Annotated in this window: 28 protein-coding genes, 1 tRNA gene and 1 pseudogene; 12 read left to right on the top strand and 18 right to left on the bottom strand. The window is 62.3% G+C overall.

Features of this window, described 5'->3' with window-relative positions:
• Positions 1-14 precede the first annotated feature (14 nt).
• The gene (locus tag CXY73_RS03930) at positions 15-1,508 is read left to right on the top strand and encodes a benzaldehyde dehydrogenase (protein WP_104134040.1); all 1,494 of its coding nucleotides are present in this window, start codon (positions 15-17) and stop codon (positions 1,506-1,508) included.
• A 327-nt stretch (positions 1,509-1,835) separates the two neighbouring features.
• On the opposite strand, the gene CXY73_RS03925 is transcribed toward CXY73_RS03930, so the two are convergent.
• Both CXY73_RS03925 and CXY73_RS03920 read right to left on the bottom strand, forming a co-directional pair.
• On the bottom strand, positions 1,836-2,231 hold the full coding sequence (locus CXY73_RS03925) for a hypothetical protein (protein ID WP_104134041.1): 396 nt from the start codon (positions 2,229-2,231) through the stop codon (positions 1,836-1,838).
• A 1-nt stretch (position 2,232) separates the two neighbouring features.
• Positions 2,233-2,901, bottom strand: a pseudogene (locus CXY73_RS03920) (amidohydrolase family protein).
• A gap of 126 nt (positions 2,902-3,027) precedes the next feature.
• On the opposite strand from CXY73_RS03920, the gene CXY73_RS03915 reads away from it, so the two are divergent.
• Positions 3,028-3,549, top strand: a complete 522-nt coding sequence (locus tag CXY73_RS03915; protein ID WP_104176899.1) for a hypothetical protein — start codon at positions 3,028-3,030, stop codon at positions 3,547-3,549.
• 26 nt (positions 3,550-3,575) lie between these two features.
• Here the strand turns inward: CXY73_RS03915 and CXY73_RS03910 are convergent, their stop codons facing one another.
• Positions 3,576-4,034 (bottom strand): hypothetical protein, encoded by a 459-nt coding sequence (locus CXY73_RS03910; protein ID WP_233198126.1) that lies wholly within the window; start codon positions 4,032-4,034, stop codon positions 3,576-3,578.
• 354 nt (positions 4,035-4,388) lie between these two features.
• Between CXY73_RS03910 and pabB the strand changes: the two genes are divergently transcribed.
• Positions 4,389-5,825 (top strand): aminodeoxychorismate synthase component I, encoded by a 1,437-nt coding sequence (pabB, locus tag CXY73_RS03905; RefSeq protein ID WP_104176898.1) that lies wholly within the window; start codon positions 4,389-4,391, stop codon positions 5,823-5,825.
• Between the two features lie 488 nt (positions 5,826-6,313).
• Here the strand turns inward: pabB and CXY73_RS23165 are convergent, their stop codons facing one another.
• The 8 genes from CXY73_RS23165 to CXY73_RS03870 form a co-directional block, all read right to left on the bottom strand.
• On the bottom strand, positions 6,314-6,439 hold the full coding sequence (locus CXY73_RS23165; protein ID WP_146071612.1) for a glutathionylspermidine synthase family protein: 126 nt from the start codon (positions 6,437-6,439) through the stop codon (positions 6,314-6,316).
• A gap of 287 nt (positions 6,440-6,726) precedes the next feature.
• Positions 6,727-8,355, bottom strand: coding sequence for a 5-guanidino-2-oxopentanoate decarboxylase (locus CXY73_RS03900; protein WP_104176897.1), 1,629 nt, complete (start codon positions 8,353-8,355; stop codon positions 6,727-6,729).
• On the bottom strand, positions 8,352-9,311 hold the full coding sequence (gene speB / locus CXY73_RS03895) for an agmatinase (RefSeq protein ID WP_104133914.1): 960 nt from the start codon (positions 9,309-9,311) through the stop codon (positions 8,352-8,354). Before speB ends, CXY73_RS03900 begins: the two co-directional genes overlap by 4 nt.
• Before the next feature lie 39 nt (positions 9,312-9,350).
• Complete coding sequence (locus tag CXY73_RS03890) at positions 9,351-10,115, bottom strand: amino acid ABC transporter ATP-binding protein (RefSeq protein WP_104133913.1); 765 nt, start codon at positions 10,113-10,115, stop codon at positions 9,351-9,353.
• Positions 10,112-11,032, bottom strand: a complete 921-nt coding sequence (locus CXY73_RS03885) for an amino acid ABC transporter permease (RefSeq protein WP_104133912.1) — start codon at positions 11,030-11,032, stop codon at positions 10,112-10,114. The genes CXY73_RS03890 and CXY73_RS03885 overlap by 4 nt, the downstream gene beginning before the upstream one ends.
• A complete protein-coding gene (locus CXY73_RS03880) occupies positions 11,032-11,958 on the bottom strand; it encodes an ABC transporter substrate-binding protein (RefSeq protein ID WP_104176896.1) in 927 nt (308 codons plus the stop codon). Before CXY73_RS03880 ends, CXY73_RS03885 begins: the two co-directional genes overlap by 1 nt.
• Positions 11,959-12,148: 190 nt before the next feature.
• Complete coding sequence (locus CXY73_RS03875; protein ID WP_199184140.1) at positions 12,149-12,697, bottom strand: helix-turn-helix domain-containing protein; 549 nt, start codon at positions 12,695-12,697, stop codon at positions 12,149-12,151.
• Positions 12,698-12,705: 8 nt separating this feature from the next.
• Positions 12,706-13,374: a cyclase family protein gene (locus CXY73_RS03870; RefSeq protein WP_104176895.1), complete on the bottom strand. Its 669-nt coding sequence runs from the start codon at positions 13,372-13,374 to the stop codon at positions 12,706-12,708.
• 101 nt (positions 13,375-13,475) lie between these two features.
• Between CXY73_RS03870 and CXY73_RS03865 the strand changes: the two genes are divergently transcribed.
• The 5 genes from CXY73_RS03865 to CXY73_RS21820 all read left to right on the top strand — a co-directional run bounded on the left by CXY73_RS03865 (position 13,476) and on the right by CXY73_RS21820 (position 18,107).
• Complete coding sequence (locus tag CXY73_RS03865) at positions 13,476-15,041, top strand: cytosine permease (RefSeq protein ID WP_104176894.1); 1,566 nt, start codon at positions 13,476-13,478, stop codon at positions 15,039-15,041.
• On the top strand, positions 15,038-15,442 hold the full coding sequence (locus tag CXY73_RS03860; RefSeq protein WP_104133908.1) for a nuclear transport factor 2 family protein: 405 nt from the start codon (positions 15,038-15,040) through the stop codon (positions 15,440-15,442). The genes CXY73_RS03865 and CXY73_RS03860 overlap by 4 nt, the downstream gene beginning before the upstream one ends.
• A complete protein-coding gene (locus tag CXY73_RS03855; protein ID WP_104176893.1) occupies positions 15,443-16,132 on the top strand; it encodes an SDR family NAD(P)-dependent oxidoreductase in 690 nt (229 codons plus the stop codon). It abuts the gene before it with no gap.
• Between the two features lie 44 nt (positions 16,133-16,176).
• On the top strand, positions 16,177-16,782 hold the full coding sequence (locus CXY73_RS03850) for an SDR family oxidoreductase (protein ID WP_158252930.1): 606 nt from the start codon (positions 16,177-16,179) through the stop codon (positions 16,780-16,782).
• 812 nt (positions 16,783-17,594) lie between these two features.
• Positions 17,595-18,107: a hypothetical protein gene (locus CXY73_RS21820; protein WP_158254018.1), complete on the top strand. Its 513-nt coding sequence runs from the start codon at positions 17,595-17,597 to the stop codon at positions 18,105-18,107.
• Between the two features lie 30 nt (positions 18,108-18,137).
• Here CXY73_RS21820 and CXY73_RS03840 read toward each other — a convergent pair whose 3' ends face one another.
• Genes CXY73_RS03840 through CXY73_RS03830 form a run of 3 tightly spaced genes read right to left on the bottom strand, consistent with a single transcriptional unit; the run spans position 18,138 to position 19,696 of the window.
• Positions 18,138-18,290: a helix-turn-helix domain-containing protein gene (locus CXY73_RS03840; RefSeq protein WP_104134511.1), complete on the bottom strand. Its 153-nt coding sequence runs from the start codon at positions 18,288-18,290 to the stop codon at positions 18,138-18,140.
• Positions 18,291-18,313: 23 nt separating this feature from the next.
• Positions 18,314-18,964 (bottom strand): CoA transferase subunit B, encoded by a 651-nt coding sequence (locus CXY73_RS03835; protein WP_104134481.1) that lies wholly within the window; start codon positions 18,962-18,964, stop codon positions 18,314-18,316.
• A gap of 3 nt (positions 18,965-18,967) precedes the next feature.
• Positions 18,968-19,696 carry a CoA transferase subunit A gene (locus CXY73_RS03830; protein ID WP_104176892.1) on the bottom strand — a complete coding sequence of 243 codons (729 nt, stop codon included), beginning with the start codon at positions 19,694-19,696 and terminating at the stop codon, positions 18,968-18,970.
• Between the two features lie 174 nt (positions 19,697-19,870).
• On the opposite strand from CXY73_RS03830, the gene CXY73_RS03825 reads away from it, so the two are divergent.
• Positions 19,871-20,887: an IclR family transcriptional regulator gene (locus CXY73_RS03825; RefSeq protein WP_104176891.1), complete on the top strand. Its 1,017-nt coding sequence runs from the start codon at positions 19,871-19,873 to the stop codon at positions 20,885-20,887.
• A gap of 118 nt (positions 20,888-21,005) precedes the next feature.
• Here CXY73_RS03825 and CXY73_RS03820 read toward each other — a convergent pair.
• The 4 genes from CXY73_RS03820 to galU all read right to left on the bottom strand — a co-directional run bounded on the left by CXY73_RS03820 (position 21,006) and on the right by galU (position 23,809).
• A tRNA-Ala gene (locus tag CXY73_RS03820) sits at positions 21,006-21,078 on the bottom strand.
• Between the two features lie 65 nt (positions 21,079-21,143).
• Positions 21,144-22,073 carry a hypothetical protein gene (locus CXY73_RS22585; RefSeq protein WP_104134484.1) on the bottom strand — a complete coding sequence of 310 codons (930 nt, stop codon included), beginning with the start codon at positions 22,071-22,073 and terminating at the stop codon, positions 21,144-21,146.
• A 115-nt stretch (positions 22,074-22,188) separates the two neighbouring features.
• Positions 22,189-22,848 carry a GNAT family N-acetyltransferase gene (locus CXY73_RS03810; protein WP_104134485.1) on the bottom strand — a complete coding sequence of 220 codons (660 nt, stop codon included), beginning with the start codon at positions 22,846-22,848 and terminating at the stop codon, positions 22,189-22,191.
• Positions 22,849-22,915: 67 nt separating this feature from the next.
• On the bottom strand, positions 22,916-23,809 hold the full coding sequence (gene galU / locus CXY73_RS03805) for a UTP--glucose-1-phosphate uridylyltransferase GalU (RefSeq protein ID WP_104134486.1): 894 nt from the start codon (positions 23,807-23,809) through the stop codon (positions 22,916-22,918).
• Between the two features lie 34 nt (positions 23,810-23,843).
• Here galU and CXY73_RS03800 point away from each other — a divergent pair, with 34 nt between their 5' ends.
• From CXY73_RS03800 to mscL, 3 genes are all read left to right on the top strand, one after another.
• Entirely contained in the window at positions 23,844-24,422 is a 579-nt protein-coding gene (locus CXY73_RS03800; RefSeq protein WP_104134487.1) for a 5-formyltetrahydrofolate cyclo-ligase, read from the top strand.
• Between the two features lie 108 nt (positions 24,423-24,530).
• On the top strand, positions 24,531-24,875 hold the full coding sequence (locus CXY73_RS03795; protein ID WP_104176890.1) for an FmdB family zinc ribbon protein: 345 nt from the start codon (positions 24,531-24,533) through the stop codon (positions 24,873-24,875).
• A gap of 51 nt (positions 24,876-24,926) precedes the next feature.
• A complete protein-coding gene (gene mscL, locus CXY73_RS03790) occupies positions 24,927-25,370 on the top strand; it encodes a large conductance mechanosensitive channel protein MscL (protein ID WP_104176889.1) in 444 nt (147 codons plus the stop codon).
• The last annotated feature ends 116 nt before the right edge of the window (positions 25,371-25,486 follow it).

Below are 25,486 nucleotides of genomic sequence, written 5' to 3'. Positions count from 1 at the left end.
AGGAAGAAGAGACAATGACTCTCACGACTGACGACACGACGACCGACCTGTTTCTCGATCCGGCAGCCTGGTCTGGAAAGATCTACATCAACGGCGAGTGGACGGTGGGAGCCGGCGGCGATATCCCGGTCATCGAACCGGCGACCGGGCACGAGTTGGGCCGCGTAGGAATTGCGACGCTGGCGGACGTAGCCGTGGCCGCCGCCGGCGCAGCAGCTGCCCAGAAGGCATGGGCGGCGACCCCGCCCCCCGTGCGCGCCGGAGTGCTGCGCAAGGCGGCAGCGCTCATGGAAAAACATGCCGACGAGATCATGGACTGGAACGTGAGGGAAGCCGGCAGCGTGCCGGGCTTTGCAGGGTTCGCACTGCACGTCGGTGCCCAGGAATGCTACGAGGCGGCAGCGCTGCCGTCGCATCCGCTCGGCCAGCTCCTCTCGAGCGAAGAACCCAGAATCTCTATCGCCCAGCGGGTTCCGGCCGGGGTCGTCGGTGTAGTTTCACCGTTCAACGTTCCGATCATCCTGGGAATCCGAGCTGTGGCCCCCGCTCTCGCACTCGGCAATGCGGTCGTACTCAAGCCCGACCCTCGTACCGCGGTGACCGGCGGTGTGATGATGGTGCGCGTCTTCGAGGAGGCCGGGCTGCCGGCCGGGGTGTTGCAGTTGGTCACGGGAGGCGCCGACGTCGGCGAGGCGATGGTAACCGACCCCAACATCCGGGTTATCGCCTTCACCGGCTCGACCAAAGCAGGCAGAGCGGTTGGCGAACTCGCCGGCAAGCACCTCAAGCGCGCTCACCTCGAACTCGGGGGCAACTCGGCCTTCATCGTGCTCGAAGACGCCGATGTCGACAAGGCCGTCAACCTCGCGGCGTGGGGTTCCTTCCTGCATCAGGGTCAGATCTGTATGTCGATCGGACGCCACATCGTGCATGAGAGCATCTTCGACCAGTATGTCGAAAAGCTTGCCGCGAAGGCTGAGTCGATGGCGGTGGGCAACCCGGCGACCGACCAGGTCCATCTCGGCCCGATCATCGACGAGAACCAGCGCGACCGGATTCACCGACTGGTCACGGACTCCGTCGAGGCGGGCGCAGAGTTGAAGGCCGGCGGCAGCTATTACGGCTTGTTCTACCGCCCGACCGTGCTGGCGAACTCGCCGTTGGACGGTCCAGCCTACTGCGAAGAGGTCTTCGGACCCGTTGCCTCTGTTGTGAAGTTCAGCACTGACGACGAGGCAGTGCATCTGGCGAGCGCGAGCGAATACGGCCTGTCCCTCGGGATCGTGACGTCGGATGCCATGCGCGGGCTTGAGTTGGCGCAGCGTATTCCTTCGGGCATCGTGCACATCAACGACCAGACCGTGAACGACGAGGCGAATGCCCCGTTTGGCGGGGTTGGCGCGTCGGGCACCGGATCGCGGCAGGGCGGTGCCGAGGCGAACATCGAGGCATTCACCGAGACACGCTGGATCACGATGCGCCGTGTTCCGGGGGCTTTCCCGTTCTGAGTGACGGTCTTGCCCGCGACGTTGAGGACGGTCACCGCGCAGTTCAGGGTGCAACGCTCCTCAACGTGACGTAACCGCCAACCGAAGAGCGGATGCCCTGTGCCGGGCATCTGCTCTATCCGTGGATTCAGTCGTAGAGCAACTTGCCGAGCAGCTCCCGGAGGTAGTCGTGTTCGGCCGGGGTGAGACCGCCTTTTCCACCGAGTGAATGAAACAATCGGGGCGAGAATCAGTCATGAATGCCTCTCAGCGTCGGGTTCCGCGCAGATGCTGCGCTGACAACCGTACCGGGGCATTCGGCGCTCCATAATCGTTATAGGCGCCAAGTCACTGCACAACCTTGAGAAACATATAGCCGACCGTCTCGGTGTAGAAATGTTGAAAGGAGCCGCGGTCGTCGCGATCAAACAAGAGATCGAGTTCTGTGAGCGTGAAGAGAAACTCCGGGTTGTAGAACGTGGCAACGGATGCGTCGGTGCGGGCCAGTTCGAAATTGCGAAAGCCACCGTAGAACGCGCTGATTCCCCGGTTTACGAGGTCCACGTCGACAAGCTTCGGCACGATCTCGAACGGAAACTCGTCAGCCTCCCAGTGATCGGCGAGAAGCGGCTGCACCTCGGCGTCGAGCACCGCCCACAGTTGGCCGAGCACGTCGAGCTCGCTCTCGCTGAGCAGGGTCGAGTAGCCGAACTGGTCGCTCGGGTAGAATCGGTCATGCGACAAGTCAGAGCAGACGCACGGCGTTGTTCTTGAGAATTTTCGGCCGTATGCTGTCTTTGAGGTTCAGGACGGCGAAGTCTCTCAGCCAGCGGTCGGGGCTGATCAGGGGAACGTCGCTGCCGAACAGCGCCTTGTCCCGCAGAAAAGATTTGGCCTGGCGCACGAAGTTCTCGGGAAAGTACTTGGGCGACCAGCCGGACAGGTCGATGTAGACGTTCTATTTATGGGTGGCGACGGCGAGGGCTTCGTCCTGCCACCGCACCCTCGGGTGCGCCATAATGATCGGCAACTCGGGAAAGTCGGCGGCGACGTTGTCGAGCAGTATCTGGTTGGACAGCCCGAGCTTGAGGCCGAAGCCGCCGGGCCGGCCAGAGCCGATGCCGGTCTGCCCGGTGTGGCACAGGGCCGGCAGGCCGAGGTTCTGCAGGGCGGCCCAGAGCAGGTAGAACTGCTCGTCGCTCGGGTTGAAGTTCTGCACCGTCGGGTGGGACTTGAAGCCGCGCACGTCGAAATCGCCGGCCAGGCTGTGTGTGATCAATTCCTTGTAGGCCGTTTCGGCGTTGGATTCCTGCCAAGTTAGTGGCGGGTTTCCTGCCGAAAGAGCGCTAATTATCAGGCCAGGCAATTCCCCGCCACGATGGTGGTTTCGGGGATGCGCAGAGTTTGAGATCACCCGGTGACCTCGGCCCGATCCACAGTGTTGCAGACATGGGCCCGCCACCCCTCGATAGGTTCCTTAAGGCGTAGCTACTGCCAAGCGGTCGCGCCGGAAGGAACTAGAAAGCAGATGACGGTACCCATGTCCGTGCAAGAAAATATCAGAACTCTCGACTCCCACGGAATCGCGGGCCGTGAAATCGCCCGACGGTTGGGAGTGAGCCGCGATTCGGTGACGAAAGACACCGTTCAGCAGGACTACTCGCCGAAGCCCCCGACGCCCGTGCTTCGGCCGGCCGGGTCGGGCTTGACCGGCTTCGAAGACACCATTGAGCTGTGGTTGGGTGAGGACCAGCAGCGGCCGCGCAAGCAACGCCACACGGCCCAACGGGTCTTTGACCGGTTGGTCGCCGAGCGGGATTATCTCGGCAGTTATTCGCCGGTGCAACGCTTCGTTAAGAAGTGGAAAGGCCAGCACCGGCAGGTCGGGGAGGGCTTCACCGAGCTGGTCTGGCCGGCCGGCACCGCCCAGGTCGACTTTGGGCAGGCCGAGGCCATCGTCACCGGGGTCCGGCAGGTTCTGCACATCTTCGTCGTCACGGTCCCGTTCTCGCACATGCGCTTCGTGCAGGCCTACCGCGGCGAAACGTCCGAGTGTGTCTGACACGGGCGGCGCACCGTGTTCGATCTTCATGGCCCTTGACAGCACCGCCGGACTATGTTCCGCGGAACATATCCGGGGACCAAGACCTTGAAAACCCCATTGAAGAACGCCCACGCCGCCTCGCACCCGGCGATCACCGCGGCGAGGGTCTGCGAGTACGACAGCCAGACGAACATGTGTCGTGAGTACAAGGCCGTGAAAATCAGCGCGTACACCCGCCGGCGCTTCCCAGTGCCCGCGTCAGTGATGAAACCCATTTTACCGAAGTCGAGCTGCAACTCCGCGCCCGGCTCCCCATCGTCGACACGCACCGTGACGTCGCGGAGCCAATACCCGCAGCGTTCCGTCACAAAGCGATGCAACGTTCGATACGGCACCATGCACCCCGACCGAGCCAACAATTCCTCGATCTTCACGATCGACAGCGCCGGATGGTCACGACCATCACCAGCGACCCAGGCCTCGATCTCCGCCTCCCGCTCCAACAGCGACTCCCACGCGCTGCCACCCCCGCAGCACTTCCCTGATCTCATTCACACTGACATCCCTGAATCCCATAGCCGATGACCTCCACGTCGAAAAATGCTCGCGCTATGATCAAACAGCTGACCCAAGAACCCCCCCCAGCACGACTCGCCGGGTGGTCCCATAGCTGGGCCATTCAGGTGGTCCCATGAACCTGGCAGAAAACCGCCTACGGTGGTCCCATATTCATGGCAAGCGACACGCCACGGCACTTGTACCTCGAAGATAGGATTTACCTAAACCTCGCCATTCTGCCAGCAAGTGCTCGGGACAATCTGGTTGCAATGCACGGTGGCATCTGAAGAGGGGGAATCATGACCGGGTTGAATGAACGGCTGAGGCAACCCGCAGACACGGTGACCTGTCGAGAGATTGTTCTGGACTTCTGGGTCGAACCCGAACTTGTGTTCCTGCGTCTTCTGCAATTTGAGGAGAATACATTCTGGCTTGATAGCGGGGTCGAAGCTGAGACCGGAGTGAGCTACCTGGGATTGCCCTCACAATCAGCCCCGGTCGTCACGTCGTCCGGCGAGGGCGACACCATCCGCGTCTCGGGAGTGGGCACGAGCGACAAGTTCGAGGGCTCGATCTTCGACCTGCTCAGGCTAACGACCGGCACTCGAGGACCCGGCAAGATGGCTGACCCGGTCGGCGGCCTGCGGATCGGCTGGGTCGGGTGGCTGGGGTATGAACTGGGGGCCAAAACGGTGGGGTCGCCGTGTCACGCGTCTGCCCTGCCCGACGCTGCCCTAATGTGGGCCGACCGCATTATCGCCTTCGACCACCGCACGTCGACCATGTCACTCCGCGTCCCCGCCGAGTCTCCGTCAGCGGAACTGTGGGTCCGGGGCGTTCAGGTGATCCTCCGATCCCTGGTCGGGAGCGCGGTACCGCCGCTCCCGAAGGCCGGGCATCCGAGGAAGGCCTCGCTTCGTCATACCCGCGCGGAGTACGTCGACCTCGTCGAACAATGCCGGGATGCCATCGCGGAGGGTGATGCTTACCAGATCTGCCTGACCAATGAGATCGCCATCCAGGGAACACTGGACCCGGTCCAGACCTATCGCCGGTTGCGTCGACTGAACCCGGCACACCATGGAGCGCTGATCCGTTTCGCCGACTTGGCGCTATTAAGTTCCTCCCCCGAGCAGTTCCTTGAGGTTTGCCCGGACGGAACGATGACCACCCGACCTATTAAAGGTACGCGCCCCCGAGGACGAAACGCCGAGGAAGATGCCGGGCTCATAACGGAGCTGGCCGGTCATCACAAAGAGATCGCGGAGAACGTGATGATCGTGGATCTGATGCGCAATGATCTGGGTCGGGTGGCCGAAACCGGCTCGGTGCAGGTCCCCGATTTTCTCCGGGTGGAGTCCTACCAAAACGTACACCAACTGGTGAGCACCATCTCAGCGAGGATCGACCCAAAACTGACCTGGGTAGACGCCGTTGAGGCGTGTTTGCCGGCCGGGTCGATGACCGGAGCGCCGAAACACAGCGCGATGAGCATCATCGATCGACTCGAAGGAGGTGCCCGGGGACCCTACGCCGGCGCCTTCGGATATATGGGGGCAGACGGTCGCGTCGACCTGGGCGTGACGATTCGAAGCCTGGTGATTGGACCGACGATGGCGACCATCGGCACGGGTGGTGGCATTACCGCCTGGTCGGTTGCGGAGGAAGAGTACGAGGAAACGATGCTCAAAGCCGCACCGCTGCTGGCGTGCGTGTCTGCGGTGATCATCGCCTGACGGAGCAGTGTCCACACCAGGCGCGAAATGCCCCTCACCCAGCCGAATTCTCTGGTAGACCGCGGTGACCTTGCAGTGGGTCTTCAGCAATGGGACTGTGTCCTCTTCCGGAGCGCGACTGCAGCCACATTCGGTAGCAACACCGTAACGCGCGACGTGGGGACTGGCTCAAACGCGGCCTGAGAATCGGCCACAACATATGCAACACTCTCGACCGTTAGAGTCGGCAGAGAAACCTGAAAGCGAGTTTCCGCTCGAACAACACCATTATTCTGCAAACTGCGAAAGATCTCCCATGACTCGATCGCCGATTTTGCGTTGCCGAGCGGCGGCAATCGGAGTGACGCTGCATTGACGCCGTCAGAAATGCGCAACGGTCGCTGGTCGAGGCGCTTGATAAGAATGGGTTCGTCACTGACCCTTTCGTGACCCTCGGTTTGCCTCATCAGGTCTGGCTGGAATGCGATCCCCAAGAAACGGTCGCCAACCTAGCCGTCAGGAATGCGCTTGAGGCGATCATTCAGCGCATCATGGACGGTGCGGAAAATGGTCTCTGCGTCAGGAAAGTTGACGGAGCCCACCAAGTGAGCCCCCTGCACAATTGCAGTAATCATTGTTCGAAACCTTTACGTCAGAGAGCCAAGCGACTCCCGCTCATTGAGGAAATCGCAGCCATTACTCTCGAGGGAGCGTGAGGCCTCGCGTGAGCGCCGCGAAGAAAGCGAGTTTCCCACCCACACTGAAGAAACGAAACATGGTGATTCACTAATTCGGCGACGCCACCCACTGTCCTGCGCCGTAACTCCAGAGTCAAAAGGAAAGCGAAGGACGGACGTCATCTAGACCGTAAATCCTTCGTGCGATTTCATCAATGAACTTACGGAGCGGAACATTAAAGGTGCTAATCAGAATTTTTTCGTATTAGTTCAGCCGATGGCGACGGCTGCAGGACCACTTCGATGACGGTCGGACGATCGGCGGCGAGCGCCCGAGCCACCGCCTCGGCCAACCCATCGAGGCCGTTCAGCCGCACCCCGTAGCCATTGCACGCCACACCGAGAGCGGGAAAGTCCGGTCCGGAAATATCCACACCGATCAGGTCGATTCCGCGCTCGATCTCCTGGTCGCGAATCTCGGCGAAGCCTGAGTTGTTCATAATAATGACCGGAAGGCCAAGGCCCTGTTCCGCAGCCGTGACGAGTTCCATCCCGGTGAACTGAAACCCACCGTCGCCGACCAGCACGATGACCGGGCGCTCCGGCGCGGCCAGTTTGGCGCCGATGGCCGCGGGCAGCCCATAACCGAGAGTCGCGTAACCGGTCGGGTACAGAAACTGATTCGGCTCGTCCATCGGCCAGAAGTGCACGGTGCCGTAGTAAGACACCTGCGCGCTATCTCCAGCGACAATCGTCGTCTCGGGCAGTGCCGCGCGAAGCAATTGCTGCACTTCGCGCCACGGCGCGCCGTCGACGAGTGCGGCAACCTCGACCTTAGTCCGCGCGGCGTCGGCGCGCGCCTGTCCGTTGGATCCGTGAGAATCCGCCACCAGCGCCGTCAGCTCTGACAGGATCGCCCCGGCGTCACCCTCGAGCCCAATGGTCGCGGCCAGGTTCTTGTCGAGCTGCCCAGGATCGATGTCGATTCGAATGACCGCACCGGAGGGCGCGATCGTGCCGCCCCACAGGTCAGAATCGCCGAGTTCCGATCCGACGATTAGGAGTACGTCGGAGTCATTCAGTAGGTCCTGCGCGGGAGCGAGTCGTGCCGAGGCGCCGAGCGACAGCGGGTGGTTCTCCGGGATGACTCCCTTGCCATGCACCGTCGTGACGACCGGAGCATCCAGCAGTTCGGCCAGCCGGAGCACCTCAACATCGGCTCGGCAGGCACCTCCGCCAGCGAGAATACTGACCCGACAGGCCGTGCCGAGCAGGCGCGCAGCGGCAGCCAACGACTCGGCAGACGGGTGCTCCATCTCGCGTTGCACCCCAGGCGGCTCGTTCCCACCTAGCGCCCAAGCCCCCTCCAGGAGGTCTAGCGGAATTTCTAGGTGCACTGGCCGTGGCCGGCCCACCCTCCAACGGTCGAAGATCTCGACAATGGCCGGCCCGATCTCATCGATCTCGCTCACCCGCACACTTCGTTCGAGCAGAGCGTCAAGGTGACCCTGTTGGTCTTTCACTTCGTGCAGCCAGCCGACGTTCTTGCCTTCAAGGCCACGCGGGATGCCGGGTGAGATCACCAACAGCGGAACGGAGTCTGCGTAGGCGGTGGCTGCGGCCGTTGTGACATTGGTCAGACCGGGTCCGCTCGTCGTGATCACTACGCCTGGACGCCCGGAGACTCGGGCATACCCGTCGGCGGCGTATCCCGCACCCTGCTCGTGCCGCGGAGTGACATGACGGATGCCCGATCCGGCGAGAGCCCGATAAATCTCGAGATTGTGAGTTCCCGGGATACCGAATACGACCTCGACGCCCTCACGCACGAGGGCTTCGACAACGGCTGCCCCGCCGTTGCGAATAACTGTCATGTTCGGGCCACCCGGCGGGTCATGGCGGAGATGAGCTCGTAGGCCACGTGCGAAGCCGCGACCGCAGTAATCTGGGCGTGATCGTAGGCTGGCGCGACTTCGACGACGTCGGCGCCGACCACATTGACCGATCGGAGAGCGCGAATGATGGCGAGCAGCTCGCGGCTGGTGAGCCCGCCGGCCTCGGGGGTTCCGGTGCCTGGTGCGTGTGCCGGATCGAGAACATCGATGTCGACCGAGACGTAGACCGGCCGATCGCCGAGACGGGCCAGCATCCGCTCGATAACTCGGGTGACTCCCTCTGTTTCAAGTTCATGCCCCGCGATAATTGCGAACCCAAGGCGGGCGTCATCGGTCAAGTCGTCGCTGCTGTAAAGCGGGCCACGGATACCGATATGGAGGCTCGCTGTGAGATCGATGAGTCCTTCCTCGGAAGCGCGCCGGAACGGAGTGCCATGGGTAATCGGGGCGCCGAAGTAGGTATCCCAAGTATCCAGGTGCGCGTCGAAGTGCAGCACTGCGACCGGACCGTGCTGTGCGGCGACGGCACGAAGCAGGGGCAGGGCAATCGTATGGTCGCCGCCAATGGTGACCAGTCGTGTGCCGTCCTGGCCGAGATGCTTAGCCGCGACCTCAATTTGCGTGATGGCCTCATCGATATTAAACGGGTTCGCCACGATATCTCCAGCATCGACGACTTGCTGAGCGTTGAATGGCTCGACGTCTTGCACCGGATTGTAGGGACGCAACAACCGGCTCGCCTCGCGAACATGGGCTGGGCCGAATCGGGCGCCGGGCCGGTAACTGACTCCACTATCGAACGGCACGCCGACCACGACGATGTCGGCGTGGCCGACGTCTTCGAGGCGCGGCAAACGCGCAAAGGTAGCGATGCCGGCAAAGCGCGGCGACAGACTGGCGTCCGACGGGCCGACGGGCTGGGGTGACTGGGGCATTAGGTTCCTTAGACAGGGTCCCTGAACGGGAGCGAACGGTCAGATTACTTTGGCGAGAAACCCGCGAGTGCGCGGATGCTGCGGGTCGTCGAGGACCTGTCGGGGCGGCCCTTGTTCGACCACAACGCCGCCGTCCATGAACACCACGCGGTCAGCAACTTCGCGAGCAAAACCGACTTCGTGGGTGACGACGATCATCGTCATCCCGTCACTGGCGAGGTCTTTCATGGTGTCGAGCACCTCGCCGACGAGCTCGGGGTCAAGCGCCGATGTGGGTTCGTCGAAGAGCATCAGCGTTGGGTCGAGTGCGAGTGCCCGAGCGATGGCCACTCGTTGTTGCTGTCCGCCAGAGAGTTGCGCCGGATAGAAATCAGCGCGGTCGCCGAGGTTGACCCGCTCAAGGAGTTCGTGGGCCCGCGCTTCGGCAGCCGCCTTGCTTTGACGTTTCACAAAGATTGGCGCTTCCGTAATGTTCTCCAGAGCGGTGCGATGCGGAAACAAGTTGAACTTTTGAAACACCATTCCGATGCCGCGCCGCTGAGCGGCGATTTCGTGTGGTCGCAGTTCATAGGTATGGCCGTGGGCTCGCCGATACCCGATCAGGTGCCCGTCAACCCAGATCTCTCCCTTATCGATACGGTCGAGATGGTTGATGCACCGCAAGAAGGTGGACTTGCCGGACCCAGACGGCCCAAGTACACAGACCACCTCGCCCCGATCAATTTCCAGGTTTATACCGCGCAGTACCTCGAGGTCTCCGAAGCTCTTGCGCACGTTGACGGCACGCACCAACGGTTCAGTCATGAGGGTGTCCCCTGTCGTTCGGCGGCGCGAATGACGGGCCGTGGCCCGGTGACAGACCGGTCGAGGCGTCGTTCGATGCGCACCTGGATGATGGTGAGGATCGTGGTCAGCAACAAGTACCAGATACTTGCGACGATCAGAAGCGGAATCTGCTGAAAGTTGCGGGAGTAGATCAACTGCACCGCAGTGAGTAGTTCGGGCAGGCCGACAACGATCACCAGTGAACTCAGTTTGAGCATGGAAATTGTGTTGTTGGCGATTGGAGGGAGCACGACCCGCGACGCCTGCGGCAGAATAATCCGGCGGTAGGCCAGCATACGACTCATCCCCACGGCCTCAGCAGCTTCGCTCTGACCCGGATCAACAGATTTTATGCCAGCCCGAATGATTTCTGCCATGTAGGCGGCCTCATTGAGCCCCAACCCCAGGATCGCGGCCGTGAACTGGCTGATGAGCACATTGGTCGGGATTTCGACGAAAGTCGGCCCGAACGGGATCCCGAGATTGATCACCGGCAGGATCGACCCGAGGAAGAACCAGAACAATAATTGCACCAGGATCGGTGTTCCGCGAAAGAACCAGATATAGCCCGACGCCACGAAACTGAGCACTCGATTTCCCGACAGTCGCATGATGGCTAGGACCGTGCCGAGCACGATGCCCAGAATCATCGCTACGACGGTCAGCTCCAGGGTGAGAACCAGCCCGCGCATGACCGAGCGCTCAAACAAGTACCCCGCTACGAGGTCCAAGCGCAGCTTCTCATTCGTCACCAGGAACTGCACAAACAGAGCGGCCGAAACCAGGATTCCTGCAACGCCGATCCACTGGCCTGGATGCCGAACCGGACGGATCCGTCCACCGTCTACCGGCTGCTCGTTCGCCGTCGTGCGGTTCGACGTTGACGGGACCGTCATTACTCCACGCCGGAGTTGATCGGAGCGCCAGTGAGCGCCTGCTTCTCCAGTCCCCACTTAGCCAGGATCTGGTCGTACACGCCGGACTCAATCACGTTGAGCCGGGCGCCCTGCACGGCATCACGAAGCTCGGGATTGTCCTTGGGAACGACGATGCCAACGGGGAGCGTATTGAACGGGTCGCCAGCGAGTTCGAAAGCGTCGTTTGAGGTCTGGACCGTGTAGGCGAGGGTCACGTCGAGAGCAACGGATGCGTCGGCCCGGCCGCTGGAAACAGCCTGCACGGCACTGGCCTGATCGGGGAAGGGAAGCTTTTCAATCGCAGCTTTGCCCGCGTCCGCACATGCGGCCTGTAACGAATCAATCGTTAAGTCGCCAGTCGCGCCCTTCTCCACGGAGGCGCTGTGGCCGCAGAGGTCCTCCGGACCGTTGATCTCGACGGCGTTGCCGCTCGCGACGAGAATCGATACTCCGGACTGAAGGTAGTCGACGAAGTCGACCTCGGCCTGACGTGAGGGAGTATCGAGGATTCCGGTGAGGGAAAGGTCGTAGCGACCGGCCGCGATCCCGCCGACGATGCCGTCGAAGTTGACGTTTTCAAACTTGAAGTCCACATCAAGGACCTGACCGAGGGCAGCGCCAAGGTCCGCGTCGAAGCCGACCACCGTGGTGCCGTCAGCATCGAAGAACTCCATCGGCGGAAAGGAAACACCCGATGCGACATGCACGATGCCGGCGTTCCGCAGATCGGCCGGCAGAGCCGCGGCCAAGGTCGCATCCGCTTTCAGCGTGTCAATGGCGGATGCGGCATCCGCGGCCACCGCGGAATCGTCGCTCGGAGCTGCGCATCCGCTCAGCAGAAGACCGGATGTGATTAGTCCGGTGAGCAAAGCGATCACGCGCGTGGGAGGGGTGTGTGGCTGCATTGAAAATCCTTCATCTCGACATTGAGTGACCAATAAGAAAAAAAAAATGACTATTGGTAATATTTCCTTGTGGCCATGGTGGGCGCTAGCACCGTGCAATGTCAAGTCCGGCACGACGGAGCGAGGTTTACGTCTGTCGCGGATTGCAGTGCGTCAGACGGCACAACGTATGGGCCGGACAGCGTCGGTTCTATGGCGCGGGGGTCATTACCCAGAGCACCGCGCATTCCTCGGTGCTCGAGGTGTTCCGCCAAGTATGCGGGTCGCGACCACGAAAGGTCATGGCATCGCGGGGGTTGAGCAGAAAATTCTCCTCGCCAATCGTCAGCGTCAACGATCCACTCACCACGAAGACGAATTCGACGTCACAATCCAGCACGTACAGGTCATTCCCGGCCGAACCGCCAGGCTCGATAACGGACTGAATGACCTGAAGCTGGCTTTGTGTGCCCGGGGTCACCAAGAATTCGGACGCCCCACGACCACCGAAATTGATTGGTGATCCCTGGCCGGCACGAACGATCTGCGCTGGGGGAGATTCGAACAGCTCCCCCACTCGCAACCCGACGGCATCGCAAATCGCCACTAACGTGGCGACGGAAGGCGACACCTGGTCGCGCTCGAGCTTGCTAACGAATCCTTGGCTAATGCCGGCAATCGTGGCCACGGCCTCCAAGGTCATGCCATTGCGCAATCGGGCAGCGCGCAAGCGCAACCCGATCGGAACCTGTCGACCCACTTTTAGTCCTAGACCTCGAGCTGCAGCGCAACCGCACGAACCGGTGCGCCATCAGCTGCCTCAAAGGCTATCGGCAGAAGCGACACGAGAGCGTCATCAAAATCGATCGCGGCGAGATTGGTGAGGTTTTCAGCAATCACACCGGTGACATCGGCAATGATATGGTGCACCGGGAACCCCTCCTCGGGGTGATCTGCATCGGGCGTCTCATCAATGTTGATTGCGTCGATACCGAAGGTGCGCACCCCGAGGGCGATCATGCGGCGGCAAGCATCCGCATCGAGAAACGGGTTGTCAAAGTAGAGGTCGGTACCGTAGTGCGCGCTCCAGCCGGTGTGCAGCAGCACGATGACCCCCGGTTCGAGCTTGTCGGCCACCGGCGTCACATGTTCCCACGTGATCCGGCCGCGCGGGCCGAGGTCGCGCGCATTCACAATCACCGCGCGACCGACGAACCGATCGAGCGGCAGTTCATCAATTTTTGGGGCCGACTCATCGAAGTGGTACGGGGCGTCGACGTGGGTGCCGGTCTGCGATCCCATGCTCACGCTCAAGAGGTTGAATCCGTCGCGTTCAATCGTGCTGTGCACCTCAAAACGCGGCTGGGGATCTCCAGGGTAAGTCTGGGTGGTGGCATTCACGACGAGCGACAGATCAACAACCTTTTTTATCCTCATAGTCAAAAACTATTGCACATTGGTTAAGTGCGACGCTAGTCTCGACCTCAGCTTGTTTTCAGGCCCGCCCCAATACGCGAGTGAAACCGAAGGCAGTAACCATGAACAACAACGACGTTGCCCCCGGCACCGGAGCGGTCACCTTGAACGCTCGGCCCAAAGTCACCGAGGTCGAACAACACGGGATCGACATCATCCCCGACGCCGATCGTACCTCTACCTGGGTCGATCTGTTGCGCATCCAGTTTGGCGGGGCCAATACCTTCGCCACCGTTCTGCTGGGTACCTTTCCTATTGTTTTGGGTCTGTCATTCTGGCAAGGGGTGCTCGCTACCGTCGCCGGCGTGCTGGTCGGCGCACTCTTTCTCATGCCAATGGGACTGTTCGGGCCGAAAACCGGCACCAACAATGCCGTCTCGTCCGGAGCATTCTTCGGCGTGCGCGGTCGCGTGGTCGGATCCTTTCTCTCGCTGCTGACCGCGATCGCGTTCTACTCGATCTCCGTCTGGATCAGCGGGGACGCCCTAGTCGGCGCGCTCACGCGGCTCGCCGACGCCACCGACTCGATCGGTCTGCGCACGATCGTGTATGGCGTGATCGGCATCATCGTCATCATCGTGGTCGTGTACGGATTTCAGTTCATGCTCCTGGTCAACAAGACCGCAGTCATCGCGAACACGGCGCTCATTCTGCTGGCCATCGTCGCCTTTTCGGGAACATTCGATGCTGGGTACAACCCCGGCCCATCGGCTTTTGCGCTCGGCGGATTCTGGCCGACATTCGTCGCCTCCGCGCTCATCGTTATGGCCAACCCCATTTCGTTCGGCGCATTCCTCGGGGACTGGTCGCGGTATATTCCCAGAAGCACACCGCCGCGCAAGCTCTTCCTCGCCACCTTCCTCGGGCAACTGTTGACCCTGATTCCGTTCCTGTTCGGAGTTGCGACGGCCACGATCGTCGCCGGTCAAGGCGACTACGTGTTTGCCTTGATTCAGGCCAGCCCGATCTGGTACTCGGTGCTGCTCATGCTCGTCGCCTTCATCGGGGGCCTGTCGACCGGTACCACCTCGCTGTACGGTACCGGCCTCGACTTCTCGTCAGTGTTTCCACGATTCAGTCGGGTGCAGGCAACGATCGCCATCGGTGTTGTCGCGTTCATCTTTATTCTCACCGGGCGACTCTTCTTCGATCTGCTGGAAGCCGTCAACGCTTTCGTCGGTGCCATCATCGTGACGACGACGCCGTGGATCGTCATCATGACAATCGGCTATTTCGTGCGGCGCGGTCACTTCGATGCCCGAAACCTGCAGGTTTTCAATAAGGGCGAGGTTGGCGGCGTGTACTGGTTTCACGCCGGTGTCAACTGGCGCGCAATGGTGGCCTGGGTCGGCGCTGCCACGATCGGTCTGCTCTTTGCCAACTATCCGCCGGTGATTGTCGGCCCGTTCATCGACGCCGGTGGAGGCATCGACCTCAGCCTGCTCATCGCGGTAGTGGCGGCAGCGATGCTCTATCTCGGAGCGTTGTGGCTCTTTCCGGAACCCCGCTTCGTGTTCGGCGCCAACGGCGCGCGCATCGTGCCCAGCCGGCCCGGCGACCCCGAACCCATAGTGACGGACCATGCATCAACCGCCGCTAAGGTCGCGGTCTCTCGGGCACGCACATGAGTGACGAGGAAATCGATGCACTGATCGCCATTGACGCCATCATCGACAATTTCGCTCGACACAAGCGGGAAGCATACTTTTCCGGCTTTGCAGCGGATGCAACGTTCCTCTTCTATACAGTGCCGCAGCGCCTCGAAAGCCGGGCAGCGTACGAAGCGATCTGGGCGGATTGGGAACGAAACTCAGGCTTCCAGGTACAGAACTGCAAGTCAGAGAGTCGACGTATCCAAGTTATCGGCAGCACCGCCATCTTCAGCCATGACGTCGACACGACGCTCATCCTAAACGGCTCAGTGCGCGACCTCAAAGAACGCGAATCGATCATCATGGAACGCCGGGAGGGTGCCTGGTTGGGTGTTCACGAACATTTGTCAGCGCGACCCTTCGAAGGCGAGGACTAGGTGAGCAGGGTAGCCATCGTGACGGGCGCGGCCAGTGGGCTGGGGGCAGCCGTCTGTCAGTCGTTGCACCGTGACGGATGGACCGTCGCCGGCCTCGACTTACTTACGTCGGACACCGATCTGAGCCTGCAAGCCGACGTGACGGATACCGTGGCTGTGGCCGCCGCCGTGCAGCGCGCGGCGGCAGAACTCGGCCCGATCGATGCACTTGTGACCGTCGCGGGCGTCTACGAAGAGCTGCCGATCGAGTCGATCACCGATGAACGATGGAACCGTATGCTCGCCGTCAATATCGGCGGTACCATCAACGCCTGCGCCGCAATCATGCCGCTCATGCTCGCGCAGGGTGCCGGCACGATCGTCACCATTTCATCGGACCTTGGCGTGGGGGGCAGCCAGGGTGATGCTCATTACGCCGCGACGAAGGGAGCCATTGTCGGATTCAGCCGCAGTCTTGCCACTGAGCTCGAGGGCAGCGGGTTGACCGTGAACACTGTTGCGCCCGGGGCGGCGGATACGCCCATGCTCGCCGCCGACTCCCCGTGGCGGTCCGAGAGTTTCTTGGCCACACTGCCCGCCGGGCGCCTCGTTCGCCCGGATGAAATCGCCGCCGCCGTGCAGTTTCTCCTCGAGGTCGGCCCGTCCCTCGCCGGGCAAATCGTGTCACCGAACGCAGGAGCAACAATCTAATGATGGGCAGTATTGCACCGGTTGAATCGGCTAGAACGGCTCTGGTGGCACTAAACGATCGCGCGCAGAGCCGCGCCGTAGTGGCACGGCTCACGGCGGACGGCGTGCGCGTCGCAGTGCTCGGTGATCTGATCGATGGCGCGATCCTTTCGGTCGATCCCGGGACAGTTCTCGCGTCGGTAGAACGAGTGGAAGTCGAGTTAGGTTCGCTCAACATCCTGGTTTGCGATGCAGTGTCACCGAAATCCGCTCGATTTATCGACACCCCGCCGACCGAGTGGTTCGAGGCTGTGCGGAGCTCTATGTTTGTTCCGTTCGCGGTGATTCGCGCGGCTGTCCCAGCGCTGCGTCGCGCCGGTGATACCCGGATCCTGCTGGTCGGGACCGGCTGGAGTGCGACCCAAGGCCGCGACGCCACGGCTGCTGCCGCCGCGCAAGGCGGATTGATCGCTTTGATGAAGACGCTGGCCCGCGATCTTGGTCCTGATGGAATAATCGTCAATGAGATTGCGCTCCCGGCTCAGGCACACGACGATCCGGCAATTCCAGCCGCTCTCGCGTCGGCCGTCAGCTACCTCGCGGGGCCACACGGATCGGCCATGATCGGGCAGATCCTCACCCTCGGTCGTGGTGGCGAGCTGCGTCCATAGCCTTCCGGTGCCATGCCCCCGGGTCGGCCGGGTGCGATCACTCACGCGCTCACCACTCCTGCGATTTCATCGAAGCCACCACAGGTTATGAGGGCAGCAAAAATCTCGCGATGCGAAGCCGAGTTTCATCTGCACACTCCGCGACGTTCCAGCAGCTGGAGACGCTGACCGGGAAAAATGCAGAGTGAGCTTCTGCGCGCAGCCATACATTTACTATTTGTCACAACAAGATCATGGTCTAACCCGAGAATCGGGCACCGAATCTAAGAGAAGGCTCATGCAGACCGTGCGTTCGTCTTACCCGATGGGCCCAGACTGAGGGCACGATTTATCGATCGGGAGGCCTCATGTACGTGCACAGAATTTTCGGACGCCCACTGAAGTGGGTCGTCACCGGTGCAGCTGGAGCCTCTCTGTGCGTGGGCCTCGCCTCGGCGCTGACCGATTCGTGCGCCACTGCCGAGCAGCCGGTTCGACCTATTAGGGTACCGGCCGTGTCGGTGCAGCCGAGGGGAGTATCCACTTCGAGTGCTACGCCTTCAGAGCAAACGCTCTCACTGAATCCTGAGCGTACCATCGACCCCGCGCCCGCCCTCAGCGCGCAGGAACTCGTTCCCGCAGCGGACCCGGTGGTCGTGGACGATCATGGCGGCGGCAGAGGTGGATTGGGCAGCAGCGATAATTCACCGCTCAACATGAGAGCGCTCTCACGAGGCTCTCGCGCCGGTCTTAGCTAAACGCAGTTGAGTGAGGGCGTGGACAAACGCCACGCAATCTATCCGCCGGTTTCGGCGCATACGAAAGGTAACCCCATGTTTCAGATGACGAAGAAGCGCACCATCGCCCTCGCAACCATCGGCCTCGCCGGGTTGATGTCGGTCGGCGTGATCGCGGCCCAGGCGAACACCGACCGGGTCGTCGTGGCTCCCACGAGCACCTCCAGCACCGCGCCAAGTTCGAGCAGCGCCACCGATTCTCCGAAAGCCCCCGACGACAGCGACCTGCGCCTCGGTTCCGGCAACGGCGTGGATGACGTGAACGACGCTCCCGATGACAGCGACGGACGCATCGGTTCCGGCAACGGCACCGATGACGTGGTCGACGATTCCGTCAGTGACGCTCCCGATGACAGCGACGGACGCATCGGTTCCGATGGTACCGACGATGTCGCAGATGCCCCGGATGACAGCGACGGACGCGTCGGGAGCAACTCCGGCCAGGACGACAACAATGCCAGCGACGACAGTGACAGCGACGACAACAGCGGCCACGGCGGCGGCGACTCGGACAGCGACGACTCGGGCCACGGCAGCGATCACGAGTAGTCCAGACGCGGCAACTTACGGGCTACCGACTCAAGCGAGTCGGTAGCCCGTTCCGCGTACCGTCTCGATGCGTTTCGCACCGTATTTGCCACGCAGATCGCCCACATATACGTCGACGATGTTCGACCCTGAATTGAAATCGTAGCCCCAGATCCGGCCGCGCAGCTGGTCGGGGTCGTACAGCTGGTCGGAGCCAGCTCCACGCGCTACTGCGTCGGAGCCAGCTCCTCCACCGTAAAGGCGGCCTCGGTCGTGTCCTCGATGTCCTGCAGGCTCACACCAGGGGCGCGCTGCCGCAGCACGAGGCCGGTCGGCGTCACGTCGAAGACGGCCGTGTCGCTGATGATGCGGTCGACGACGCGCACGCCGGTCAGCGGCAGTGTGCACTCGGTGACGATCTTCGGGGTGCCGTCCTTGGCGACGTGCTCGGTGAGCACGACCACGCGCGGGGTGCCGGCCACGAGATCCATCGCGCCGCCCATGCCCTTGACCATCTTGCCGGGGATGGTCCAGTTGGCGAGGTCGCCCTGGCCCGAGACCTGCATGGCACCGAGGATGGCTACCTTCACGTGCCCGCCGCGAATCATGCCGAACGAGGTCGCCGAATCGAAGATCGCCGCCCCCGGCAGCACCGTGACGGTCTGCTTGCCAGCGTTGATGAGGTCGGCGTCTTCCTCACCCTCCCACGGGAACGGCCCCATGCCGAGCAGCCCGTTCTCGCTCTGCAGCGTCACCTGAACTCCCTCGGGCAGGTTGTTGGCCACGAGCGTTGGAATGCCGATGCCGAGGTTCACGTAGTCGCCGTCGCTTAGCTCCTGCGCCGCGATGGCGGCCATTTCATCTCTGGTCCACGCCATGATTCACTCTCCTGCCTGTACACCGGCCAGCATGGGCCGGCTGCGCACGGTGCGCTGTTCGATGTCTTTGACCCGAGCTGAGGCCTGAATTAGGCGCTGCACGTAGACGCCGGGGGTGATCACGTGGTTTGGATCGATGTCGCCGGGCTGCACGATCACCTCGACCTCGGCGATGGTCATAATGCCGGCGGTCGCGATGACCGGGTTGAAGTTGCGCGCGGTAAAGCGGTACTCGAGGTTGCCCAGGGTGTCGGCGCGCCAGGCTTTGACCAGTGCGACGTCGGCGACGATTCCGCGCTCCTGCAGGTAGGTCTCACCATCGAAGTCGGCGAGCGGCTTGCCTTCCGCGATGAGCGTGCCGACGCCGGTCTTGGTATAGAACGCCGGAATGCCAGCGCCGCCGGCCCGCAACCGCTCGGCCAGGGTGCCCTGCGGACTGAACTCCACTTCCAGCACACCCGCGAGAAACTGCTCAGCGAACAACTTATTCTCCCCCACATAGGAGGCGATGACCTTGCGCACCTGTCCGGCCTCCAGCAGCACCCCGAGCCCCTTACCGTCGACACCCATGTTGTTCGATACGACGGTGAGATTTTTCACAGCGGATGCCCGTACCGCGTCAATGAGATCCGCCGGAATGCCGCTGAGGCCGAAGCCGCCTACCGCGAGCACCATCCCGTCGCGCAGAACGTCGTGCAGCGCCTCGCTCGCGCTGGTCTGAACCTTGGACATACGGTCTCCTCATCGAGTTGGTATCACGCCTGCCGCAGCGTCCACTTTGTGGACATCATCCGCTATCGTCATACTATTCAGGCCCGACAAGTCCTGTCAAACTTCGGTTTTTCTTTATTCCATACCATGAACTGACGAATGTAAATCATCCACATTATGGACACAGGAGGCGAAATGATTTCTCAGCCACCCGCATCGGGAGTGCCGACGCGAACCGGCGCGTCACCAGCACCGGCCGGGCAATCAGTCCCAGGCGCCTCGGTTCGCGGCGCCCACCCGGAACACGGCTCACAGCTGCCTCAGAGCGCACGCTCGGTGCCGGGCGCACAGGTCGTCGGACGGATCGCCCTACTGTTGCGCCTGGTCGGGCGCAATCCGGCCGGCACTCCCCTGGCCGAGATCGTGCGCGACTCGGGCCTGACCCGGCCCACGGTACACCGACTGCTCACTTCGCTCGCCGCCGAAGGTCTGCTCGACCACGATGCCGTGAGCCACACCTGGCACTACGGCCCCGAGCTGTTCGTCATGGGCACCGTCGCCACGGCCCGCTACCCGATCGAGGAACTGGCCCGGCCGAGCCTGCAGCGCCTCGCCGAAGAGACCGGGGAGAGCGCGTTCCTCTCCATTCGGCGCGGCGCCGAGACGGTGTGCCTGCTCCGCGAGGAGGGCAGTTTTCCGATCCGTTCCTTCGTGTTGCACGAGGGGGTGCGCTTTCCGTTGGGGGTGGCATCCGCTGGAATGGCGATTCTGGCCTACCTGCCCGAGACCGAAGTGGATGCCCTCCTCGCCGACACAGGATCCGCCGACACCGAGACCCTCGCGGCTCGCTGGGGCGCCCAGCACTCCCCCGCGAGCATCCGCGCCAACCTCGAACGCACCCGCGTGACGGGCTATGCGGTCAACCCAGGACTCATCCTGGAGGGCAGCTGGGGCATGGGTGCCGCGATCTTCGACCGCAGCGGCCGCCCGGGCTGGGCACTCTCGCTCACCGGCATCGAGCCACGATTCAAGCCCGAACGGCAGAAGATCCTCGGCCAGCTGCTACTCGACGAGGCCAGCCGCATCACCCAGACCCTGCAGCGCCCCCGATCGACTAGCCCCCGGGCGAGACAACGCAATCGGCCCCATGGCCACGCTCCGCCCCACGCGAGACGACACGATCGGCCCCATGAGTCCGTCCCAAGGAGTTAAATGCGTCTTCTCACGAAAACGAAGGGGCCGAAGATGACATCACCCGAGCCAGGCGAGGGAAGGCACCCGGGAATAAGAACAGCCCCGACCGAGGCCGGGGCTGTTCTTACAGTATGAGTGGAGCTAAGGAGATTCGAACTCCTGACCTTCTCATTGCGAACGAGACGCGCTACCAACTGCGCCATAGCCCCAAACTGCCTTTGAAGAATATCACGGGCCGGCCGCCATTTTCGCCGCTTCCCATGCGATCCACCAATTAGACAGCGCGGCGACGACGCAGCACGGCGTCGAGGTCGGTCATGCCCGGGCTTGTTTCGCCGACGATTCCCATCGACGCGAATCGGCTCGGCACCGCAGCCACTGCGGGCCTGGCGATCGGCGTGATGGCCCGGTTTGCTTCCTCGGCGAGCGCGGCGGCGCGGCGCGCGACCTCCGCCTCGGCGGCGGACTTGCGCAACTGATTGGCCGCTTCAACGGATGCCATCGCCGACTGCGCAATGGATCCGCGCGAGAGATGCATCGCTCGCGGCACCGGTTGCGGCGTCCAGGTCGCCGAGGCAATCGGGGTCTCTTCGAGCTGTACGGGCTCAAAGACCTGGCCGACCAGAACGGGCAACACTACCGGGGCATCCACACGCACCACACGCGCCGAGCGGGCGACCGTGGCGAGCCGGCCGAGAATACCGAACGCGGCCACCATGACAACCCCGCCACCGACCAAGGCGGTGAATGAGCCGGTCAGGGCGGGAGCGATCCCCGTCACGACCAGCACGAATCCGGCCAGCAGAACCAGCGACACCAGGCCACGAAAACGGCGCAGCCGCCGAAGCTTAGAAACGGGCGGCTCCAACGCGCGCGGCGCAGCGGCAGCAGCGAGTGCCGCAGCGGCGCGGCGAACGTCCCGGGCAGCATCCGCCACTGCCTGCGCTTCGGCCCGTTCGGTCTGCTCAGCCCGCGCCAGAACGCGTTGCTGCTCGGCCACGGTGCGGGCGGTAGCTTCTAGTCGCACCTGGTGCGGCACCTCGGCGGTTTCGGCTAGAATGCGCAACGTTTGCTGCAGCCGTACGGCGTTTTTTTCGGTCGCCTGGTACTGCTTGCGGCGCGACCAGGTGGGCATCAGGTAGGCAACCCAGAGCACTGCGGCCACCGCCACCATCACCCCGCCACCCAATGCCTCATTACTCATGTTGTCAACGGTAAGAGGCGCAGCCACTAGAGCCGATGATTACCGGTGGCGTGTCACCGAAGTTAATACACTGATTCCGCCCCCGAACGGGGCGAATCGGCGCGAATCGGCGCGATCATCTAACTATGACCCGCACCGGATGCGCGGCCGACTCGAGATCTGCCGCGGTGACCGTGGCGGCATCCGCTGGTACCATCCCGTCGTACCAGCGGCGCAATACGCCCTGGGTGAGTTCCTCGGCGACGAGACCGAAGCAGAAGTGGTCACGCCAGTCACCGTTGATATGGATATAGCGGCGACGCAATCCCTCATAGCGAAAGCCAAGTTTCTCAACGACCCGCAGGCTCGCCTTGTTCTCCGGGCGGATGCAGATCTCCATGCGATGCAGGCCGAGCTGATAGAAGCAGTAGTCCGTCGCGAGGGCCACGGCCATCGGCGTGATCGACTGGCCGGCGAACTTCTCACTCACCCAGTAGCCGATGGTCGCCGACGACAGCGATCCCCAGGTGATCGACGACACGTTCAGCTGACCGGCCAGGTGCCCGTTGCTTTCGACGATGAACGGCAGGCCGTTACCCGACCGCGAGTGTGTCAACAGACTCCGAATGCTGGCGCGCGTGTCGAAAGACATCGGCGCGTACGGGTTGGTCGCCTCCCACTTACGCAGCCAGGAACGGTTGGCCAAAAGTTCGCCTTCGAGGGCCCGGGCATCGCGCAATCGGATGGGGCGCAGAGTGACGGCCCCCTCGCGCAGGGTTGGTATAGCGATCGGCACGGTTCGCCTGTCTGTCGTGGGCTGAAAACCCCGGTGGGGCTGGGCTGTATTTTGGACTGGTGCGGCGTTAGTCGAGCGTGGCGACGAATTCGTGCAGCCACGGTTTGAGGTCCGGCCCGAGGTCTTCGCGATCGACGGCAAGCTGCACGATGGCCTTGATATAGTCGAGCCGGTCGCCGGTGTCGTAACGACGCCCCCGAAAGATGAGGCCGTAAACGCCGCCGGTGCTTTCGGGGTTGACAGTCATTTCCTGCAGGGCATCGGTCAGTTGAATTTCGTTGCCCTTGCCCGGCGCGGTGTGCTCGAGAATGTCGAACACCTCTGGGCGCAACACATAGCGGCCAATAATGGCGAGGTTGGACGGAGCATCCTCCTGGCTGGGCTTTTCGACCAGCCCGGTGATGCGCACGACGTCGGGGTCGTCGGTCAACTCGACCGCGGCCGCACCATACAGGTGAATCTGCGACGGGTCAACCTCAAGCAGCGCGACGATGCTGGCGTTGCGCTTGACCTGCTCCTCGAGCATGCGCGTGAGTAGCGGGTCGCGGGCATCGATAATGTCGTCACCAAGCAGCACGGCGAAGGGTTCGTGGCCGACATGCATGCGCGCGCGCAGAACGGCGTGGCCGAGGCCGCGCGGGTCACCCTGACGCACATAGTGGATGTCGGCGAGCTCGTTGGATTCGCGAACCTTGGCGAGCCGGGTCTGGTCGCCCTTACGTTCGAGCATGGCCTCAAGCTCGGTCATGCGGTCGAAGTGGTTCTCCAGCGCGTTCTTGTTGCGCCCGGTGACCATCAGCACGTCGCTGAGCCCGGCCGCAACGGCTTCCTCAACGACATACTGAATGGCCGGCTTGTCGACGACGGGCAGCATCTCCTTCGGCATGGCCTTGGTCGCTGGCAGAAATCGTGTTCCCAGCCCAGCTGCGGGAATGACGGCTTTAGTTATCGGGGTACCCATGGGCACTAGGTTAGTGGCAAGTAGGATGCATCATATGGACTCCGACATTGGTCATCGAAAGCGTGCGCTGAGAGCGGAGCTGCGCGAACGTCGCCAGAACATGACCTCCTCGGAGCGTGAATCGGCTACGGCCGGCTTCACCGAAAACCTGCAGAGTCTCGTGGTCGACCTCTCCGCCCGGTCGATTTCCTGCTACCTATCGGCGCGCAATGAACCCGATACCCGGCCCTTTCTTAACTGGGCGACGGCGGAGGGCATTCGTATTCTGTTTCCCATTTCTCGCGAAGACGGTCTGCTGGACTGGACCGTCGGCGACGGCGAAGAAGAATTCACCGGCATTTCCGGGGTCCCCGAAGCGGTCGGAACCCTACTCGGCCCGATCGCCGTCAACGATGTCGACCTCATCATCGTGCCGGCAGCGGCTATCGACGAGTCGGGCCTGCGCATGGGCTGGGGCCGCGGCTACTTCGACAAGACCCTCGGCTCGATGGAAAAGTGCCCGCCGGTTTACGCCGTCGTCTTCGACAGCGAATACCTCGACGAGGTTCCCCGAGAAGTGCATGACCAACCGGTCAACGGTCTCGTCACACCGACTCGCATCATCGCGTTCTGACCATTTAATACCGCTCGTGAACCCCGTTCTGCATCTGGCGGGCAGCCAGCGCGCCTAACCTTAGTTCTGGCAGGCATTTGCCTGTCGGAACAACCAGCTGGAGATGCAGTGCCTACCTACTCTTACCGTTGCACCGAGTGCGACACCGCCTTCGATATCCAGCAGGCCTTCACCGACCACTCGCTCACGGTGTGCCCGACCTGCCAGGGCAAACTGCGCAAGGTCTTCTCCTCCATCGGCGTGACCTTCAGCGGCTCCGGTTTCTACAGCAACGACTCCAAAGCGGATGCGAAGCGGTCCAACCCAAATCTCGACCGCAAGCCGGCCGAGAAGTCCGATTCATCGGCGAGCAAGCCGGACTCCTCGGCGACCAAGCCCGCCGAAAAGAAAGCGGACAGCACATCCGCCAAGTCCGCGGCACCTACCTCCGTTCCGACCGCTAAGGCGTCTTAAAGCATGGCGCTGACCAGGACGGTCTCCCAAGTCATTCGATTGGAGCACCCCGTGATCAACGGTTTCAAAGAATTCATCATGCGCGGCAATGTCATCGACCTCGCCGTCGCCGTCGTCATCGGTACGGCGTTCATCGCCCTCGTCACGTCGATCGTCACGAGCATCTTCAACCCGCTCATTGCGTCGATTTTCAAAGCGGACTCGCTTGCTAAAGCGCTCCCATTGACTCTCTCCGGTGGCGACAAAATTCTGTTCGGCGCCGTCATCGGTGCCCTGATCAACTTTCTGCTGATCGCCGCCGTCGTCTATTTTCTGATCGTGCTTCCGCTGAACAAGCTCAAGGAGGCCCAGGACCGTCGTCGCGCCGCCGGTGTGCCATCCGAGGTCGTAGCCGACCCCACGACCGAGCTCGACCTACTCACCGAGATCCGCGACCTGCTGGCCAGGAACGCCGCAGCAACCGCTTCCGACGAGGGCTCCAAACACACCGCCTAAAATACCGTCTGCCCCGTTATCGGGGGAACACCCATTCCCCGTTACCTTGTTTGTAACCTCGGATGGTGTGAGTATCTGAGGGAGTTGGCCTGTCGGGTCCGGCATGATTGTTGCCC

Origin of the sequence: Cryobacterium sp. Y50, from assembly GCF_002929805.1 — a bacterium.
GTDB lineage: Bacteria > Actinomycetota > Actinomycetes > Actinomycetales > Microbacteriaceae > Cryobacterium.
Note: the sequence above shows the minus strand (reverse complement) of the source record. Positions and strands in the feature narration are given on the sequence as shown.

What these genes read in the sequence shown, in the direction of transcription:
- CXY73_RS03930 (WP_104134040.1), top strand. Translation starts at nt 15, where the DNA reads ATGACTCTCACGACTGACGACACGACGACCGACCTGTTTCTCGATCCG.
- CXY73_RS03915 (WP_104176899.1), top strand. Translation starts at nt 3,028, where the DNA reads ATGTCCGTGCAAGAAAATATCAGAACTCTCGACTCCCACGGAATCGCG.
- pabB (WP_104176898.1), top strand. Translation starts at nt 4,389, where the DNA reads ATGACCGGGTTGAATGAACGGCTGAGGCAACCCGCAGACACGGTGACC.
- CXY73_RS23165 (WP_146071612.1), bottom strand. Translation starts at nt 6,439, where the DNA reads ATGATTACTGCAATTGTGCAGGGGGCTCACTTGGTGGGCTCCGTCAAC.
- CXY73_RS03900 (WP_104176897.1), bottom strand. Translation starts at nt 8,355, where the DNA reads ATGACAGTTATTCGCAACGGCGGGGCAGCCGTTGTCGAAGCCCTCGTG.
- speB (WP_104133914.1), bottom strand. Translation starts at nt 9,311, where the DNA reads ATGCCCCAGTCACCCCAGCCCGTCGGCCCGTCGGACGCCAGTCTGTCG.
- CXY73_RS03890 (WP_104133913.1), bottom strand. Translation starts at nt 10,115, where the DNA reads ATGACTGAACCGTTGGTGCGTGCCGTCAACGTGCGCAAGAGCTTCGGA.
- CXY73_RS03885 (WP_104133912.1), bottom strand. Translation starts at nt 11,032, where the DNA reads ATGACGGTCCCGTCAACGTCGAACCGCACGACGGCGAACGAGCAGCCG.
- CXY73_RS03880 (WP_104176896.1), bottom strand. Translation starts at nt 11,958, where the DNA reads ATGCAGCCACACACCCCTCCCACGCGCGTGATCGCTTTGCTCACCGGA.
- CXY73_RS03870 (WP_104176895.1), bottom strand. Translation starts at nt 13,374, where the DNA reads ATGAGGATAAAAAAGGTTGTTGATCTGTCGCTCGTCGTGAATGCCACC.
- CXY73_RS03865 (WP_104176894.1), top strand. Translation starts at nt 13,476, where the DNA reads ATGAACAACAACGACGTTGCCCCCGGCACCGGAGCGGTCACCTTGAAC.
- CXY73_RS03860 (WP_104133908.1), top strand. Translation starts at nt 15,038, where the DNA reads ATGAGTGACGAGGAAATCGATGCACTGATCGCCATTGACGCCATCATC.
- CXY73_RS21820 (WP_158254018.1), top strand. Translation starts at nt 17,595, where the DNA reads ATGTTTCAGATGACGAAGAAGCGCACCATCGCCCTCGCAACCATCGGC.
- CXY73_RS03835 (WP_104134481.1), bottom strand. Translation starts at nt 18,964, where the DNA reads ATGGCGTGGACCAGAGATGAAATGGCCGCCATCGCGGCGCAGGAGCTA.
- CXY73_RS03830 (WP_104176892.1), bottom strand. Translation starts at nt 19,696, where the DNA reads ATGTCCAAGGTTCAGACCAGCGCGAGCGAGGCGCTGCACGACGTTCTG.
- CXY73_RS03825 (WP_104176891.1), top strand. Translation starts at nt 19,871, where the DNA reads ATGATTTCTCAGCCACCCGCATCGGGAGTGCCGACGCGAACCGGCGCG.
- CXY73_RS22585 (WP_104134484.1), bottom strand. Translation starts at nt 22,073, where the DNA reads ATGAGTAATGAGGCATTGGGTGGCGGGGTGATGGTGGCGGTGGCCGCA.
- galU (WP_104134486.1), bottom strand. Translation starts at nt 23,809, where the DNA reads ATGGGTACCCCGATAACTAAAGCCGTCATTCCCGCAGCTGGGCTGGGA.
- CXY73_RS03800 (WP_104134487.1), top strand. Translation starts at nt 23,844, where the DNA reads ATGGACTCCGACATTGGTCATCGAAAGCGTGCGCTGAGAGCGGAGCTG.